Annotated in this window: 22 protein-coding genes; 3 read left to right on the top strand and 19 right to left on the bottom strand. The window is 33.6% G+C overall.

Features of this window, described 5'->3' with window-relative positions; translation table 11 throughout:
- Window positions 1–4: 4 nt before the first annotated feature.
- The 4 genes from JE46_RS20160 to JE46_RS20145 all read right to left on the bottom strand — a co-directional run bounded on the left by JE46_RS20160 (window position 5) and on the right by JE46_RS20145 (window position 2,542).
- A complete protein-coding gene (locus tag JE46_RS20160; protein ID WP_031457091.1) occupies window positions 5–421 on the bottom strand; it encodes a hypothetical protein in 417 nt (138 codons plus the stop codon).
- A complete protein-coding gene (locus tag JE46_RS20155) occupies window positions 421–1,596 on the bottom strand; it encodes a DUF2586 family protein (RefSeq protein ID WP_031457090.1) in 1,176 nt (391 codons plus the stop codon). Before JE46_RS20155 ends, JE46_RS20160 begins: the two co-directional genes overlap by 1 nt.
- Entirely contained in the window at window positions 1,593–1,910 is a 318-nt protein-coding gene (locus tag JE46_RS24095; RefSeq protein WP_157505957.1) for a hypothetical protein, read from the bottom strand. Before JE46_RS24095 ends, JE46_RS20155 begins: the two co-directional genes overlap by 4 nt.
- Before the next feature lie 218 nt (window positions 1,911–2,128).
- Window positions 2,129–2,542 carry an N-acetylmuramoyl-L-alanine amidase gene (locus tag JE46_RS20145; protein ID WP_031457088.1) on the bottom strand — a complete coding sequence of 138 codons (414 nt, stop codon included), beginning with the start codon at window positions 2,540–2,542 and terminating at the stop codon, window positions 2,129–2,131.
- Window positions 2,543–2,847: 305 nt separating this feature from the next.
- On the opposite strand from JE46_RS20145, the gene JE46_RS20140 reads away from it, so the two are divergent.
- Both JE46_RS20140 and JE46_RS20135 read left to right on the top strand, forming a co-directional pair.
- The gene (locus JE46_RS20140; protein ID WP_031457087.1) at window positions 2,848–3,135 is read left to right on the top strand and encodes a hypothetical protein; all 288 of its coding nucleotides are present in this window, start codon (window positions 2,848–2,850) and stop codon (window positions 3,133–3,135) included.
- 86 nt (window positions 3,136–3,221) lie between these two features.
- Window positions 3,222–3,704, top strand: coding sequence for a hypothetical protein (locus JE46_RS20135; protein ID WP_035136924.1), 483 nt, complete (start codon window positions 3,222–3,224; stop codon window positions 3,702–3,704).
- 180 nt (window positions 3,705–3,884) lie between these two features.
- On the opposite strand, the gene JE46_RS20130 is transcribed toward JE46_RS20135, so the two are convergent.
- The 14 genes from JE46_RS20130 to JE46_RS20065 form a co-directional block, all read right to left on the bottom strand.
- On the bottom strand, window positions 3,885–4,115 hold the full coding sequence (locus JE46_RS20130) for a hypothetical protein (protein ID WP_051872960.1): 231 nt from the start codon (window positions 4,113–4,115) through the stop codon (window positions 3,885–3,887).
- 86 nt (window positions 4,116–4,201) lie between these two features.
- Complete coding sequence (locus JE46_RS20125; RefSeq protein ID WP_031457084.1) at window positions 4,202–4,768, bottom strand: hypothetical protein; 567 nt, start codon at window positions 4,766–4,768, stop codon at window positions 4,202–4,204.
- Window positions 4,769–5,114: 346 nt separating this feature from the next.
- Window positions 5,115–5,549, bottom strand: a complete 435-nt coding sequence (locus JE46_RS20120) for a hypothetical protein (protein ID WP_031457083.1) — start codon at window positions 5,547–5,549, stop codon at window positions 5,115–5,117.
- 2 nt (window positions 5,550–5,551) lie between these two features.
- Window positions 5,552–5,860, bottom strand: a complete 309-nt coding sequence (locus JE46_RS20115) for a DUF4406 domain-containing protein (RefSeq protein ID WP_051872959.1) — start codon at window positions 5,858–5,860, stop codon at window positions 5,552–5,554.
- Window positions 5,860–6,192 (bottom strand): hypothetical protein, encoded by a 333-nt coding sequence (locus tag JE46_RS20110; RefSeq protein WP_031457081.1) that lies wholly within the window; start codon window positions 6,190–6,192, stop codon window positions 5,860–5,862. The genes JE46_RS20115 and JE46_RS20110 overlap by 1 nt, the downstream gene beginning before the upstream one ends.
- A gap of 120 nt (window positions 6,193–6,312) precedes the next feature.
- Complete coding sequence (locus JE46_RS20105) at window positions 6,313–6,756, bottom strand: hypothetical protein (protein ID WP_031457080.1); 444 nt, start codon at window positions 6,754–6,756, stop codon at window positions 6,313–6,315.
- A gap of 212 nt (window positions 6,757–6,968) precedes the next feature.
- Window positions 6,969–7,676, bottom strand: a complete 708-nt coding sequence (locus tag JE46_RS20100; RefSeq protein ID WP_051872958.1) for a DUF3164 family protein — start codon at window positions 7,674–7,676, stop codon at window positions 6,969–6,971.
- 20 nt (window positions 7,677–7,696) lie between these two features.
- On the bottom strand, window positions 7,697–8,029 hold the full coding sequence (locus tag JE46_RS20095; RefSeq protein WP_031457078.1) for a hypothetical protein: 333 nt from the start codon (window positions 8,027–8,029) through the stop codon (window positions 7,697–7,699).
- Between the two features lie 126 nt (window positions 8,030–8,155).
- Complete coding sequence (locus JE46_RS20090) at window positions 8,156–8,524, bottom strand: hypothetical protein (RefSeq protein ID WP_031457077.1); 369 nt, start codon at window positions 8,522–8,524, stop codon at window positions 8,156–8,158.
- Window positions 8,525–8,537: 13 nt separating this feature from the next.
- Window positions 8,538–9,176 (bottom strand): ATP-binding protein, encoded by a 639-nt coding sequence (locus JE46_RS20085; RefSeq protein ID WP_051872957.1) that lies wholly within the window; start codon window positions 9,174–9,176, stop codon window positions 8,538–8,540.
- Window positions 9,157–9,600: a helix-turn-helix domain-containing protein gene (locus JE46_RS20080; protein ID WP_031457075.1), complete on the bottom strand. Its 444-nt coding sequence runs from the start codon at window positions 9,598–9,600 to the stop codon at window positions 9,157–9,159. Before JE46_RS20080 ends, JE46_RS20085 begins: the two co-directional genes overlap by 20 nt.
- Window positions 9,600–10,445, bottom strand: a complete 846-nt coding sequence (locus JE46_RS20075; RefSeq protein ID WP_031457074.1) for an AAA family ATPase — start codon at window positions 10,443–10,445, stop codon at window positions 9,600–9,602. Before JE46_RS20075 ends, JE46_RS20080 begins: the two co-directional genes overlap by 1 nt.
- A 41-nt stretch (window positions 10,446–10,486) precedes the next feature.
- Window positions 10,487–12,328, bottom strand: coding sequence for a hypothetical protein (locus tag JE46_RS20070; RefSeq protein ID WP_157505956.1), 1,842 nt, complete (start codon window positions 12,326–12,328; stop codon window positions 10,487–10,489).
- A gap of 115 nt (window positions 12,329–12,443) precedes the next feature.
- A complete protein-coding gene (locus JE46_RS20065) occupies window positions 12,444–12,677 on the bottom strand; it encodes a hypothetical protein (protein ID WP_031457072.1) in 234 nt (77 codons plus the stop codon).
- Window positions 12,678–12,733: 56 nt separating this feature from the next.
- On the opposite strand from JE46_RS20065, the gene JE46_RS20060 reads away from it, so the two are divergent.
- On the top strand, window positions 12,734–13,543 hold the full coding sequence (locus JE46_RS20060; protein ID WP_051872956.1) for a hypothetical protein: 810 nt from the start codon (window positions 12,734–12,736) through the stop codon (window positions 13,541–13,543).
- 505 nt (window positions 13,544–14,048) lie between these two features.
- On the opposite strand, the gene JE46_RS24555 is transcribed toward JE46_RS20060, so the two are convergent.
- On the bottom strand, window positions 14,049–14,207 hold the full coding sequence (locus tag JE46_RS24555; protein ID WP_236010686.1) for a site-specific integrase: 159 nt from the start codon (window positions 14,205–14,207) through the stop codon (window positions 14,049–14,051).
- Window positions 14,208–14,596 lie beyond the last annotated feature (389 nt).

The following is a 14,596-nucleotide window of genomic DNA, read 5'->3' as shown; positions in this document are numbered from 1 at the left end:
GTTTTTATTGTTGATGTTTAATATCCAGGAAAACGATCGGTAATTCTACAAGCATATTTTGATCTCCCTGCTTCATCCCTTTTTTGTATTCTTTAACCTCGCAACTTGTTAGTACATCGGTAATCGTTGCACCTCCATCATTTGGTGAAAAACTCCAAATGATATCAAAGTTCAAAGCCAGAATATCATTGTTGGGAGCATCTTTGATCATGGCCTCAACTTCACTTTGCCACAATGTAATTTTACCTTCACAATCTTTGTTGCCTCGGGTAATCATATGACCTACAGATCCACGACCACGCAAAACTGCTTTTTCTTGTTTAACTGTGTATTCTACTTCTTCAATACCTTCGATAATTCTACCGCCTAAAGCAATAGAAATATCATTCCACGAATAATTTTTACTACTATAATCTGCCATTACTCTAATGTTGTGGTAAATCCTATGTTTACCGTTATGAAATCTGCATAACCAACTGGCAATAATTGAAGCTCAACGTTAACATTGTTGGTTACTAAAACATTTTGATTTTCATCAATAAATGCTTTAACACCTGAAAGTTTTCCAGCTTCAACCATAAGCCCGCCAATTTGACGCTCAATTGAATTTTGCCATGTTTTAATAATTGTCGGGTGGATTGTTCCGCTTGCTGTAACCGGAACCTCATCTGAAAGCTCCTGCACCAATGTAGCGTAAGCAATCAAAACAGCTTCGTCCATCACCAAACCACGAGCAAGACTATTGAAGTCATCCGTTGATTTAGTTAATGTTTTGTCTCCTGTAAAGAAGAAACCGGATTGACTTGCAAAACTTCTTAAGAAAATATAATTCTTATTGTCAATAGCATCCCAGGCAGCATCCAGAGTAAATACTGGTTCACCATTTGTAAAGTAAGCTGCAAGAGGCTCAACAGCTCCATCTTTTACACGGCTAATTTTTCGCTGTGTCGGAATACTCGCTAATCTTCCCAAAGCCAAACCAATTGATGCTTCTTTTGAACCGTCAACGTTTGCAATCAAGATTGATACTTTGTTGTAATCAGTTGTAGAATAATCCTTAAGATTTGCAACTGTACCGTCGAATTTATTTCCTGAAATTAGAATACGTACCGGAAAGTAACGGTCACTAAAATCTTCTGCTAATGCCTGAGCTTTAACAACAGATAAATGCACATCGTTATCAAGACCGTTTGTAATAGTTTCAGAAGTTCCAGACTTCTTTAAAAGCCCTAAAACCCTGATTTTCCCCTGTGCATCTGATAACAGTTTCTTTGCAAAGTTTTTAGTTAAATCGGCCTGGTCTTCTAAAGTAACTGTTGAAGCCACCAGCATAAACCAAAGTTCAGCTCCTTTTTTTGCTTCAGCATAAAAGCTCTTTATCTGGCCATATGCAAATGCATTTGTTCCAGTTTCTTCGATACCAAGATTAACAGCTTCTTCGAGTGAAAAAATTTGGTACGAATTCCCTACTGTAACTTTGTTGGCACCGGTAACCGTTGCACCGGTCAAAACAAAGCCTGGGACTTTTTGTGTGTCGGATTGTAATAACCCTAAACCATTGTTAGAGATATTAAACATTATATTTGGTAAACTCATATTATTTTAAAAAATTTAATTATTAAACAAAGTGCAAATCCAAGAATAAAGGCAATAAGCAAATTCCAAAATGTAAAACCTGATTGAATCTCTGCTTTCGATTGATCTGAAAGCTCTTTTAATCGGTATTCTTTTTCCAGCCTGGTTTTTATTTTAGCTGCTATTGCTAAACTGTCACATGTTGCTGTAACATAAATAAAGTCATGGACAACTTTTATTTTTGCAGTTGCATTCCCATTCTTTTGGGTGTATATTTTAGGTGTTTCAACCTTATTTTTAGATGTTTCAACCTCATTTGAATCAGGTTTAAACATTAAGTCTGAAATTGGTATTTTTAAACTTGTTTCTGACTTTGGAGCGTAAATAATTGTGTCTTTATAGCTCACAATATCTTCTTTTGTTGTTTCAATAATTGTATCAACTTTTTGGGTTTCCTGCCGTTTAGAACGGCAGGAGCTCAAAAAGCAAAAAACAAGTACAAAACAAATCAGTAAAAATTTAAGTTTTATGTTTTTTCTTTGCATCTCATCTGTTATAGATCTTTATATTCCTTTAAGGCATCAAAACTCGGACAAGCTTTTTTAACTTTTGGGAAATCCCTGTGTCCTTGAATTTTTGCAAGTGGAAATTTTATTTTTAATTCTTTTAGCTTTTTTAAAAGCGATGCTTTTTGCGCCGGTGTTCTGTTATCAATCGGAATGTTGTTTTCATCTACACCTCCTATATAGGAGATATTAATCGTTTCACTATTGAATCCTTGTACACCATTTGAAACCTGTTCTATTGGTAATAATTGAACAATTTCGCCATCAGGTTTAATAATAAAGTGATAGCCGGGCATTTTCCAGCCCAATTGCTTTTGCCAATAGCTTTGAATTGCGCTAATGCTCGTTTTTTGAGAAGTTGCCGTACAATGCACCGCTATATACTTCATATTTCTTGGCATAATTATTCTTGTTTTTAGCTTGGTAATCTTTTAGAATATCTGTAATTGATGCTACTTGTGTATCCGTCTATTCTCTTGATAGAACCCTGAATTTATATTCATTAACATTTTATACAAAATCTTCTGTCATCAGCAATAGTTTTATGTATTTCTGATTGTTTGATGAGGCAAAATTGAAGCGTTTTTGAAGCAAAAAAAAATAACCTGCCAATGCTTGTATGACATTAAAACAAACATTGTATCAATTTTTTACAAGCATTGGAGGATAAATTTTTAGAGCCCTATTATATATCGAATTTTGCTCCATGACAGATATACTTTTAGACACAACAGGAGATTTAGATATCCAAAACGGTGATATCGTAATCGGTTATTCTGATAACCAACACCAAGAGCATATTTTACTTGCAAACAAAGGAGAGTACAAAGAATTCCCAGAACTGGGAGTCGGCATTGACAGAATGTTAAATGAAGATGATTTTTTACCTTTTTTGATTGAAGCTAAAAAGAACCTTGAATATGACGGAATGAAAATCAATAACATCAAGTTTGAAGAAAACGGCAATCTAAATATCGATGGTTATTACAAATAAGAATAAAGGCATGCTTTTATTTGGATACGCTCTAAAGAAAGCAATACAAAACCATTGATAGATAAACCAAAAACAACACGCAGAGTATGACACCACGTAAAGAATTATTTATAAAAGTAAAAGAAGAACTCGCAAACATTCCCGAGTTAGAACTTATCGATTTACAGCGACAACAGTTTGGTAATGGAAAGGAAAATTATCCTGCTTATTACACTGCTGCATTAATTGAAATCAGGTCGATTACCTGGACTTTGATGGTCGAACAAAAGCAGGAAGGGAAATGTGTTGTTGCTGTTACTTTTTACTGCAAAGATGGCTGGATGGAACATTTTTACAGCTCAGATCCTGAAAACGCATTAATCGAAATTGACATTCTTGATAAAATCGTCGAACAATTGCAAAATTTTCAAGGTGAACAGTTCAAACCTTTGAATCATGTTAATGAAGAACCTGGAGAAAAAGGCGAAGAAATCATGAGTTACACCCTTTTATTTGAAACCTCGATTTACAGATCAGTAAATTCAAAATACACTTATATAAAAAATTTGAATGCCAGTGTAATTTTTTAGAGAAATCAGAAATGAGTCAGGGATGTTTTTAAGAATAAAAACTATAAATAAAAGGGTATTGTTTTTATAAAAAAGGAAACCTAATTGTTATAAATCAAACAGGCGTTTAGTATTGCTGCTAAACGCCTGCTTTGCCCTACCCGTAAGTCTGACTATGCAAATAAAAATTTATTATACGTTTTATAAAAATTGAAATAATGTCGGTTGTACCGGTTCTGCCGATTTAGCATTATCATTGTAGACCCCTTCGAATTTAATGATAGCCTCAATAGTTCTGTTAGATAAAAAGAACCTGTCGGCAACTTCTTCAATGATAGCATCAATACGCCACTTCGGATTTTTTACCTGTAGATCATAAAAAAGCTTTCTCACTTGGTTGTTTCTTTCGGTAAGTCTTTCATTGCGTGTCATAGTGGCAAAGATATGTAAGTTATTCCTATTTTCAAACATGATTTGAAGCCATAAAAAAACCACTTTTTACAGTGGCTTTTGGGTTTCTAACCTTTTAGTTTATGGAAATATTCTTTAAATTCTTCTATTGTTTTAAAGGTATTATTTGTAACCGTTATATAGGGTTTGCCTTTGTTAAAATAAAATTTTGCAACATCCTGACCTGTCAAAAGTGATACATCTGAATTGCCTGCAGGAGCTGTAAAGTTTTTACTTGTTTGCCAAAACTCGATAAAAAAATCAACAAGACGCTCATCTGACCCTGTAATTTTCAAAGATTTAATTGTATAAATATCGTCAACTTTTCCAATGCTGTAATTAAAAATAAGGGTTTTATATCCGGACTGCGCTAATCTGTCAGTATAAGTTATCGTGTAAGATCCGCCATCATAAAGCAATTTACTATCATCGCTTTTTGTTACCACCATATTCATTTGATAAGTAAGAAACTCACTGATATTATTTGTAATGTAATTCATGTCAAAATAAGTTATTTGACTTGTAAAAGTAGAAGCTCTATCTACAACATGCTTTGCCGGATAGTAGGGTGATACTTCCTGAGATTGTGCCGAAATTGATAAAAACAAATAAGTAAGCAATAGTAGTTTTTTCATTTTAAGAATTGAATTATTTATAAATAAAAATTAGTTGAATTATAATTACACCAATAGCATTATAATCCTGCAGCTTTGGGGTTCTTTAATTTTTCATATTTAAACCTCATTAGCTCGTTTAAAAAACAAACATATAAAAAATAAGTAATTACTGCCAAAATTATTTGATGCTTGTTCTGTGTTTTTGCATTTATGGAAGAAACTTTCTGTTCAAATCAGTTAATTTTAGCTGATTTAAAATATCAGATTGAAAACTTAACAAACAACAATTCCATTAATTTTTAAACTGTCAAGAAAAAGAAACGGCTCATTAATGAGCCGTTTCTTTTTCTTGACAGTTTAAAAATTACTGGTCCCACCACCGCTGATTTATATATACTTCAGCATAAGGAAAGGGCGAGTTTTGCTTAGTTTTTTCTTTTATAAATTCGGGGGTTTTTAAGAAGATCTTTATTTTATCAGTCTCCTTTAATTTAAGGAATCTTTCATTTGCAAGTTTCTTCTTTGAAAGTAGATTTGATGGATATAATTTCCAAAATGCAGCGAAGGATAAATCTGGCTCACCAACTTCTACAGTTGTAGTTTTATAAAGTTTCGACCAGGCTTTTATATGCTCTTCTTTCCATGGAAATTTACCATCCAGATAAAGAAATTTTTCTTGTTTTGGAGTTAGGTTTCCTTCCAGTACATTAAAGAAGATTAAAATACCGTTTAAATTGTATTTAAACTGCCATATATCGCCCGACTGCATTTTGACGGTGTAGGTTCTAACAAGGCTCATTTTTATATAATTTCTTCTAAATTGTAGTAGATCTGAATACCCATTTCTTTAGCTGTTTTAAGCTCTATTTTTGCTCCTTTGCTTTCAATATAACACGGCAGCATAAAAATAGCATCACAAGATTCTAAAGCTTGCAAACACATTTCCATAGCAGTGTGCCAATTCTCATTAACATTATTCACTACTTCTATTGGATTCACAACATCGAAACCTTTTCCTTCTAGTTCGATTTGCTTTTTTTTAAATTTATCTGTTGTTGGTTCTGGCAACTCTCCGGTTACTTTTCCGGCAATGTATATGGTTTGATTCATTATGCTAATTTTTGATTTATTAAGTCAATTGTGTTTTGAATTTGAAGCCTTATATATTTATCTTCAACATATTTAATCTGATCCAGTAATATGATTTCTAACATATCGGCTTCGTGATGTTTGAATGTTATTTTTAATTTCTTTTTACTATCAAACAAGGTGGATTGTTTTTTAAGAAATCCTGTTTTTGAATCCATTTTATTAGTAATATCTAAAGCAATTGAAAACATTGATTTCTCCCTTCTTGTTATAGGTTTGGTGCTGTAAACAGGCTGTAGGGTTGCCGCTATTATTGCAAATGTTTCTGGTAGAAGTTTTAGATCTATTTGCATTTTAGCATTCGGTTTTAGGTTCTGTTAATTCTTTTTCGCAATCACAGCAAACAATTACTGTTGTTTCGCAGCCGCATACAGCATCTAATACTTTGATTTTCTTTTCTCTGTGAGAACAATTTATTTGCTGAATATCCATTTTACTGCTTGGTTAAGTGCGTGAATAACTTTACTGGTTTCTTCGTAGTTCATTTTCTTTAATGGCTTTTTAACAGGCGATTTTGTTTTTAAAAAATGATCTAAAACGTCAAGATCTGCAACCTCTTTTCCGTTCACTTTTTTAGTCCATTGTGCTGTCCTTAGAATTGCTAAAATTGACATGTGCTGGGCATTTTTTTTGTCAAATTTTGACCATAGATCTTTTACATGTTCTTTTAAACCAAGCTGTTTTAAAATCCTATTCGCCTGGTCGAAAGTCAAATCATTTGTAGAGGTCCTTTTTTCATCTGCAGTAGCCCATTGCACCCATTCTTCCTTTGTATCTTTATTAGGTGTGTGTATGGCAATTAATCGTTTTTGGTCTGATGTTGCCATTGTAACAATTGGAGTGGTTGAAGTTTCCATAATATGACTGATTTGTGTAATAGTTAAGATTATTACTGATTATGGTAATATTGATACCGGATACAAAACGTTTGATCATATCCGGTAAACTGAACTACTTGCCGAAATTCTGTTTAAAAAGTGTTTTAATCCTAAATTGCAGCCATTCGTTAAAAGTGGCTATTTCCTTTCGGTTGGTTATGATGAGTACAATAACCAATACTATAATTGTACTAAGATTTGACTGGTTCATTGTAAAAATTGAATTTGTAATTTTTTGTAAAATCAACAGCACTTAATGAAAGCGGTACTGCTGTTTTTGTTCCGTCATCATTTATCACAGCAGCTTCACAAAACCAAACTGATTTTTTAGGTTTATAGGCTTTGGAAATTATATCAACACCATCTGTAAATTCTTCGTTATTAAAGTCTTTCGTTAATTTTTGAAGCTCTAAAACACGGTTACTTTTTAAATTACCTTTTGCATCTTTTTTCAATAAATTGAATACCATTCTTACCAATGCAGCCGTTTCTTTGTCTTTTGCTAATGATGAAATGAATTTTTCAACTTTGGCAATTCCGGCATTTACAGTATCGTCCCAGGCATCATTAATTCGATAGCCAATGGTAATCTCTCCTTTTTCATAAGAAAAAGTATGTGTCATTTGTTTCTCCTTTACACCGTATACATCAGCTTTAAGTTTTAAAACATTTTCGAAGTATTTAAAAGCTTCTGTTTTAGCTATTGAAAGAAGATCTGAAGCTTGTAACAATAGACTAACAGCTTTCGGTACTGTTTGCTCCACTATTTCCTTATAGGCTGTACGGTCTTCTTCTTTCCTTGATTCTGCTTTGGCAAGTGCAGCTCTTAACTGTTCCGGGCTATAATTAGATAAATCCAATAGGTTTAAATTTTGATTTGATAATGTTTGAGTATTCATAATGCTATATTTTTTAATGATTAATAGTATTGTCTTTTAAAGGTTTTTAGCCAGTTGGTTTGCTTGATAATAATTACACAGGTATTTATTTTATCTTCGATTTTATCCGAAACCTTATAATTTCGAACTTGCTTTTTATCAATCTCACCTTTTTTATATGAAAGGAAATCCCTTATTGCAGCTCGTTCCTGACTTATGCAAATTTTTTCACCATCTTTGAGGATCTCACGTTTTCGGTATTGGATTTCGCCTTTAATCTTTACGGGGACATCCTCAAACAAAAATGAATTTATGATGTCTAAAAAATCTAAGCGTGCTTTGGCTTCTTGTTCGCTAATGTTTGAGTTTATCATTTTTCTTTTTCTAAGAGTTTGTTAATAACATTGTTTAAATCTGATTGAATCTTTATCCTGTCTGGATGGTTAGGATTGTCGGTTAACCATTGTTCTAATTCAGCCTTTTTGTTTTTTAATTGGTTTTTAGTTCGCATAATAAGTAGGTAGTGTTTTAGTAATTTTAATTTCTTCTTTTTGTACACTTACTGAAATAGCATCTATTAAAGGTTTTGGATAAATCGTATTCATTTGATTGATAAAACCGAAATAGTGATATTCTAAACTATTGGTGTGTAGCGGCAAATGAGGCATTGCTTCAATAAACTTTGCTTCTAATTTTTCATACTCAGCATACCACCATTTAGCAATGCCATGATTGGCTAATAACTGTTGTGAATGATTTATAGTTTTGCCAAATTTTTGACACCAACACCAAAATATTTGAAATAATCTTTCATCATATTCCGCTGATGTTAACTGTAAATGATCGATAATTTTGTTTTTGTTATTCATGTTTTTTTGACGTTTAAATAATTTCTCTCCAGTATTTTGCTGCTCTCTCCGGAAAAATGGCAAAATCTTCACCACCACCGTTTAACCTTCCATCAGGGAATAACTTAAATCCCTCAACCCATAATTTCAAATCAACATCATATCTTATATCGTCTGCCAAGGCACCTTTAGGCTCTTTTCCCTTTGCCTGCGAAATCCAAACAATACCTTTTCCTTTCTTTAACATCAGTTCTTTTAGTTGATAATACTGTACTTTGTTAATCCTTGTGTATTGAACCGAATCGACAAAAAGAAAGTCTGGTGATTTTGGTTTACTCATTCTGATGATCAATTCATCAAAGGGCTCACGATCTAATAAGACAAAAGAGTTTCCGCAAGTATCCATGTGATTTCTGACAAGTGCGTTTTGAATTGTTGCAGATAATCCTTGCTCTAAAGAATCATAGGCAACTTTGCCAAAATTGGTCAGATACTTTGCGAATTTTATTGCAGCTTCTGTTTTACCCTGACCAGAACCGCCAAATATGATTGCCGAAAAAGCTTTATCGGGTGTTCCTAATGTATTTTTCCATTCGCCAGTAAATTCTAAGGGATTGAATTTTTTTGAAAGAACGTTTGATACCGAGTAGGCTCTATTGATTTTCTTTGTCATGCTTTTCTATATTTCTCAAAATAGTTACACCATCTACATTGAACTTGCGGTCTATTTGGGTTTTGGATTTTCCTGCTTGTAACAATGCAATGATTTCGGGAATGTCCTCATGTTTTAACTTCTGTTTCCAATTACCCACACCACTTGAAGCACCTTCTTTCCATTCTAAATTTGAATAATGATTGTCAGAAAGCTGATTTATTTTGCTTACTCTTTGGCCTGAATGCTCTCTCAAACCATTCCATGCCTCACAAACCAATTTTGCTACTGAATGGGCTTTATTGAGAAAATTCACCTTTAGTGTTGGGTTTTTCCTGCTTTTATCGTTTTCAAAAGGTTTTAATAAAACATCATTGTAATATATCTCTGTACCATTTTCACTGATTTTGAGATTTTCTATTATAGGGTGATAGCGAAAATCCATTATGATGATCTTTTGTGTGCATAAATCAATCTTCTAACTCGTCTAACATCGCCTTCGCAGTCTTTTGATATGGTTCGAATTATTAAAGTATCCTCTAAACCATTTGCAACACATATATTTTGAACATCGCTGTAGTTTGTGTTTTCAAGTTCAATAAATCTTAGCCCAACACGGCTGTAGATTTCCCGATACCCTTTCTTTTCTGTTGCTATACCTCTTCTAATTCTTTTTTCAAGGAAGTGTGTTGCCATAAGGACAATGCCACAATGATTTTCAAGCTCGTTATAAAGAGTAATGAAAAACAAAAGCACATTATCAGCCAGTTTATCAGCTTCATCTAAAATGATCATTGGAGATTCTAAAGATTTTAAATGCAAAACCACTTTATACATCATTTCCGGCATTGTTGAACCAGCATACTCTTTACCCATTTTTCCCAACAATTCACGCAAAAACCAGCGTTTGTCCCAATATTCGTTACAAGACAATAAAAAGGTGTTTTTATTGTCTGATTCGTATTTTTTGGCCGTTTCTGTTTTTCCCGATCCTGCTTTACCTGTGATAGCCATTACCATTGAAAACTGTTGACTTTCGCTAAAGAATTGTAACAAATCTTTCGAATTACGAGTTTCTGCATAATTCCACTCATTAGCAGAAAGGCCAACATATTTGGCAACTTTTCGCCACATTTCAGCAGCAATTAAATCCCAATTGTGATTTCTCATTTGTGATAATGTAGCAGGTGATACTCCCGGCATGTCGGCAGCAACTTTATTTGCTGAACCTTTTTGTATAATAAATTTTTCTAATACTTCTACGATTTGAATTTTGTCCTGATGTGTCATTTTTATAGGTTTAATAAGAGTTTAAATATTATTTAAAGAGTTTAAAATCTGGAATAAAAGCCGTTTGAATCAGTTGCCATTTGTTCTTCTTTTGGTAAGTGCCCCTGAAACTTAACCATCAATTGCTGTTCTTCGATTAGGCTTTCTCTGTTAATACCTGTACGCTGAATTAATCTTTCGTATGCCTCGTGATCTCGTTTTAATTCCTGATCCCGAACAGAAACATCCTGGAGTAATAATGCCTTTGAATTACCTTTCATTAGAACCGGAATTGATTCATGCATTCGTTTTGATTGCGCATAGGCTACAAATCTTTTTTCTCCTGAAGGTGTCAATTCATACAATCCGACAAACTCATCCAGTCGTTCAGGGTCATATCGAACAATTAAACTTTCCCCAACATATTTCTGTCTAAAATTCAAATCAACATTATTGGTTTCATCATACACTTCGTAGAGATAGTCTTTACCTTCAACCGTAAGAGGCATTCCGTGAGCATAGTATTTTTTAACTTTCGTTTCATCAATCCAAAACATTGAAAGCTGATCCATAATGTTGATTTCTTCACGGTGTTCAGTTTCCTGATTATACATTTCAGTTCGGCTGTATTCCCAATCTTCTTGTTTTCCTGCATTCCATTTATTAATTAATGCTGTGAATATTTTATTGAATTCGTCAACGGTTGGCAATGCATTCTTGTACTCTACAATAAAGTCAGTGTTAGGCTTATTGGTTGCTGTTCTTACTTTGATGCTTTGTTTGTCCGAAAACCACATTTTAGATATAACTTGCTGTTGTAACCTGTTAAAGATTTGTTCTGCCGGGCTTGACTTTCTGCCTGCTTTATGGCTATAATGTGCACCACCTTTCGCAGGAAGCTTATCGTATAAATTCTGCATGCGGTTCGAAGTGTGACCGGATTGTTTATCATAAGTGAACAAAAACGGACGACAACCTGATTCATTAACAGCCATTTTAATAGCTCTAAAGTGCGATGCATGATTTTCAGAATAGGCTATATCCCACCCAATAATTTTTTCGCTATACACATCAAAAACAACATTTATTTTTAATTCGGCAGCCATTCTTTGCTTGTTGTTGGCAAAATGAACCAAATCCAGTTTAGTACCGTCAATCGCCCACCATGCATTTGGAAACCATTCTGAACGTTTACGTGTAACTGTATGACCAAAATGTTTCATATACTCATCCTTGCCGTCACGAGCCAACATCCAAATACGTTTTTGCTCTGTTTTATCGAGCCATGCACCGATTGCTCTTTCTGATAAAGTTTTCCATCCTTTAGATTCGCGAACTGATTCGTAAATTTTCAAAACCTCACTAATTGTATACTTTACAGGAAGGCAATACTGCGAAAGGATAAAATCGGCTACATCCTCGACAATTTTAGAAGGATTTGAGTTTAACCATTTCCCCGAAACGATAGCCCCATAACCATCATGTTCATATTTTTGAATAGCACGTTTAAATGAAACCACGTTTTTATAACGGGTATGCATCCACGTTTCAGGCAAATTGCTAATTGCTTCTAACATTCTTTCCCACATTTGTTTTTTACCTCCAAAACGTTTTTGAACTACTACATTTGTTGCAATATGTTTGACAGCATTGAACATAATTGCCTGATGGGTGTACTCTTTCTGTTTTTCCTCAGGCAAATGCAAACCATTATCTAAAAGATAATCTCTAAAGTATTGTTCAGCTTTATGATCCCATTCCATATAATCACCAAAGACAATGTTTTTTACTGATGCGTAAGGATCAATACCTTTTTCACGAATTATCTTTTTAAAACGGTCAGGAATAGATTCATAAGCGACCAATGCCTTGCGACCATTACCACCAATGGTTACTTTTTTCATTTTTCCGGCTGAACACAAGTATTTGTAGTTCGACTCGGTCATTATTCCCTCAGAATAAAGCCATGAGCTTACTACACATAACTTGTTGTGTTGATACTCAAACATAGAATCCGAATTATTTCTTTTTTTGTAAATCCTTAACTAATTCTTCTCGGGAGGTGATTATTTTATCCAATGCCAAAAACGCTTCGATATTTCCACGTTTGAATCTTTTTTTACCCGTATCAGGAGTACAACTAAGTGCTAATCCGAGAGTTGTATAATCTCCGTATTGCAATCTTTCTTCTAATAGGCTAATTTCTTCTTGAGTTTTTTGTCCGTTTGTTAGGACATTACTATTTTTCTCCATAGTTTTGTCTTATTGTCGCGACAAAGATAGTTAAAATAATAACTAATTTACACTTAATGGATAGAATAATAACTCCAATTAAAGAAAGAATATTGCAATACGCTGAATACAAAGGACTTGTAAAGGAAAAATTTATTGAAGATTTGGGTATGACCTATGGAAATTTCAAAGGCAAGCACAAATACACTACAGTAAATTCTGATTTTTTAGATACTCTTTTGTCTACCTACCCAGATATTAATATAGAATGGGTGATTACTGGAGAAGGTGACATGGAAAAAAACACTGATCTTCATCCATCTGACACAGATTTAAATATTCAGACTAATGACACTAATTTATTTCTAAATGAAGCAAAGCTTTTCGATGATTCTCAAGAACCTGAAGTCCTATTTAATTCCAACGGAAATAAATATTATATCTATTCAGATGGCACAATTAGAATTGAGGTCATCAAAGTTCCTTTTAACGCATATGCCTCATATGTAGAATCTTACCATGACGAAGTTGTCTTAAAAGAAGAATTTTCTACAATGGCATTTAAGGTTGACCACATTGGCCGGGGCAATTATGTTGGCTTTGAATCTATTGGTGACAGCATGTGGAATAATGGCGGATTCGACACTCCCTCTGGCGCCGACATATTAGGGAGGGAAGTAGGAAAACATTTATGGTTAAACGGATTTCACAAAACACGATACGGATTTGTAATCATCTCAAAGAAAGGAATTTGGCATAAAGATATTACCGAATTAAAGGACAACGGAAAAATCACTTTATCTTCAAGAAATCCTCTTTCCAAACCTTTTGACTGCTCACTTAATGATATAATACAGATATTTCATGTGATAAAGCGATCATTTTAAACACAACAATATAAAAATCAACAACATAACTTCATTTTTACTTTTATCATTTTGGTATTATCCCTACATACATAGATACTTTAATAACCATAACTTGTCTGTTTTTTGGAATACATGGCATTTTATGTGTGTTTTTTTATCTTTTTATCTAACTGCAACACTAACCCCAAAACTAACCGCAATTTTTTTTTGTTCGTATTTCAATAAGTTTTGATCTGGTTACTTTGAGGCATAAAAAAACCGTTTAAAAGATGTTTTAAACGGTATTAAGAGTAATCAAAATCGTTGTTTTTAAGGCTTTTCAGGTAGTTTTTGGAAGCACCAATCTAACAGAATAGTATTAGCATTTAAAGCCTTTAATAAATGACATTTGAAAGACCTTTAATAAACACTTAATTACTTTTCGATTGTAGTTGCATTCAGGATGCCCCTCCTCAAGTAGCTGATTTTATTGGGGTTTTCAGGGTTTTTTTGATTAGTGTATTAATACTTTTGGTTATACGTGTTATAATCGGAGTCCACAACCATAAAGCAAACCAATAAGAATGCGGTGTTTGAGCAATTTTGCGTTTTGGAGCATTGCCCAGACTTCTTCTTTACTCAAAACAACGGGCAGTTTTTTCTCGTGTTTTATAGACGGCAATCGAAGAAACTCATAAGTCAATCCTTCAGATTTTAGTAAAAACCGAAGGCCATACACGCAATGCTTGAAATAGGTCTGTGAGGGGGTTTTGGACTTTTTTTGCAAATAAAACAAATAGTCCTGAACTTGTTCGGGATCGAACTCAGTGGGGATTTTACCAAAATACAAAGAGATACAAGCAACATGTCGCGAGTAATTATTAAAAGTACTTTGGATCCTGCCTAAAACCCAAACCGTACGCTCAAAACGATTGATGAGTTCATCAAAACCCGGAACTTCTCGTTTAGCCTGGTTGAGAATTTTGCTTTCTCTTAATTCTTCTACATTCTTTTTTTTGTAGTCATATCTTACAGATTTTAATTATATTCGTAAGGTACAAAATCAAACAATGTGCTAACGAAAGTTTAGTT

The sequence above is a fragment of the Flavobacterium chungangense LMG 26729 genome (assembly GCF_000735715.2).
GTDB lineage: Bacteria > Bacteroidota > Bacteroidia > Flavobacteriales > Flavobacteriaceae > Flavobacterium > Flavobacterium chungangense.
Note: the sequence above shows the minus strand (reverse complement) of the source record. Positions and strands in the feature narration are given on the sequence as shown.

Excerpts from the sequence above, each read along its gene's own strand:
- JE46_RS20155 (WP_031457090.1), bottom strand. The coding sequence starts at position 1,596 with ATGAGTTTACCAAATATAATGTTTAATATCTCTAACAATGGTTTAGGG.
- JE46_RS20095 (WP_031457078.1), bottom strand. The coding sequence starts at position 8,029 with ATGATAAACTCAAACATTAGCGAACAAGAAGCCAAAGCACGCTTAGAT.
- JE46_RS20120 (WP_031457083.1), bottom strand. The coding sequence starts at position 5,549 with ATGAGCCTTGTTAGAACCTACACCGTCAAAATGCAGTCGGGCGATATA.
- JE46_RS20090 (WP_031457077.1), bottom strand. The coding sequence starts at position 8,524 with ATGAATAACAAAAACAAAATTATCGATCATTTACAGTTAACATCAGCG.
- JE46_RS20145 (WP_031457088.1), bottom strand. The coding sequence starts at position 2,542 with ATGCCAAGAAATATGAAGTATATAGCGGTGCATTGTACGGCAACTTCT.
- JE46_RS20085 (WP_051872957.1), bottom strand. The coding sequence starts at position 9,176 with ATGACAAAGAAAATCAATAGAGCCTACTCGGTATCAAACGTTCTTTCA.
- JE46_RS20135 (WP_035136924.1), top strand. The coding sequence starts at position 3,222 with ATGACACCACGTAAAGAATTATTTATAAAAGTAAAAGAAGAACTCGCA.
- JE46_RS20115 (WP_051872959.1), bottom strand. The coding sequence starts at position 5,860 with ATGAATCAAACCATATACATTGCCGGAAAAGTAACCGGAGAGTTGCCA.
- JE46_RS20075 (WP_031457074.1), bottom strand. The coding sequence starts at position 10,445 with ATGACACATCAGGACAAAATTCAAATCGTAGAAGTATTAGAAAAATTT.
- JE46_RS20125 (WP_031457084.1), bottom strand. The coding sequence starts at position 4,768 with ATGAAAAAACTACTATTGCTTACTTATTTGTTTTTATCAATTTCGGCA.
- JE46_RS20080 (WP_031457075.1), bottom strand. The coding sequence starts at position 9,600 with ATGGATTTTCGCTATCACCCTATAATAGAAAATCTCAAAATCAGTGAA.
- JE46_RS20105 (WP_031457080.1), bottom strand. The coding sequence starts at position 6,756 with ATGGAAACTTCAACCACTCCAATTGTTACAATGGCAACATCAGACCAA.
- JE46_RS24095 (WP_157505957.1), bottom strand. The coding sequence starts at position 1,910 with ATGTTTAAACCTGATTCAAATGAGGTTGAAACATCTAAAAATAAGGTT.
- JE46_RS20100 (WP_051872958.1), bottom strand. The coding sequence starts at position 7,676 with ATGAATACTCAAACATTATCAAATCAAAATTTAAACCTATTGGATTTA.
- JE46_RS20060 (WP_051872956.1), top strand. The coding sequence starts at position 12,734 with ATGGATAGAATAATAACTCCAATTAAAGAAAGAATATTGCAATACGCT.
- JE46_RS20065 (WP_031457072.1), bottom strand. The coding sequence starts at position 12,677 with ATGGAGAAAAATAGTAATGTCCTAACAAACGGACAAAAAACTCAAGAA.
- JE46_RS20140 (WP_031457087.1), top strand. The coding sequence starts at position 2,848 with ATGACAGATATACTTTTAGACACAACAGGAGATTTAGATATCCAAAAC.
- JE46_RS20070 (WP_157505956.1), bottom strand. The coding sequence starts at position 12,328 with ATGAAAAAAGTAACCATTGGTGGTAATGGTCGCAAGGCATTGGTCGCT.
- JE46_RS20130 (WP_051872960.1), bottom strand. The coding sequence starts at position 4,115 with ATGACACGCAATGAAAGACTTACCGAAAGAAACAACCAAGTGAGAAAG.
- JE46_RS20110 (WP_031457081.1), bottom strand. The coding sequence starts at position 6,192 with ATGCAAATAGATCTAAAACTTCTACCAGAAACATTTGCAATAATAGCG.
- JE46_RS20160 (WP_031457091.1), bottom strand. The coding sequence starts at position 421 with ATGGCAGATTATAGTAGTAAAAATTATTCGTGGAATGATATTTCTATT.